Genomic DNA, 554 nt, shown 5'->3' on the forward strand with positions numbered 1-554 from the left:
GAATTTAATTGTACATTGTTGGATAGCATAAGGAATATACGAAATGCTGCCGCTCATAGCAATTGTGTTATTCATGATTTAACAAATAAAGATGGTTTTTACAATAGTTATTTAGCTTCTAGACTTGTTAAATTATTGCCTGATGTAAGAAAAAGGACTATTCAAAACCGATTAAAAAATAACTGTGTGCAAGATTTTATTTCGCTGCTTATTGCGGTGGATGATGTTATAAAAAGTGAGGATTTGAAGAATCATTGTTTACAGGAAATCAAAGAATTGTTTGACGGTAGGATGATTAGTAATAGGGACTTGTATAAGTCATCTACATCAGTGCAACAGATGTATACTTTTTGTAAAGAGATTGTATATAATGTACAGCCATCATAGTAATTTATTAGATACGATTTGAAAACGAAAGTTTTGCGGGCGATGCATTTATGCGTCGCCCGATTTTTTTATTTGCTGGGTTATAGGCCAAGAAGCGGTATTGTTTTTGTATGAACGTAGAGGAACTGCCGCGCGCGTCATGTAAAAGTGGGTTGTTGGCGTGTCGC

At 34.8% G+C, this 554-nt stretch carries 1 pseudogene; it reads left to right on the forward strand.

Annotated features, from left to right (window positions below):
• Nucleotides 1–387 (forward strand): annotated as a pseudogene (locus tag A5294_RS06955) (Abi family protein); the annotation flags it as partial.
• Between the last annotated feature and the right edge of the window lie 167 nt (nt 388–554).

This window comes from Gardnerella sp. 30-4, assembly GCF_001641215.1.
GTDB classification, from domain to species: Bacteria; Actinomycetota; Actinomycetes; order Actinomycetales; family Bifidobacteriaceae; genus Bifidobacterium; species Bifidobacterium leopoldii.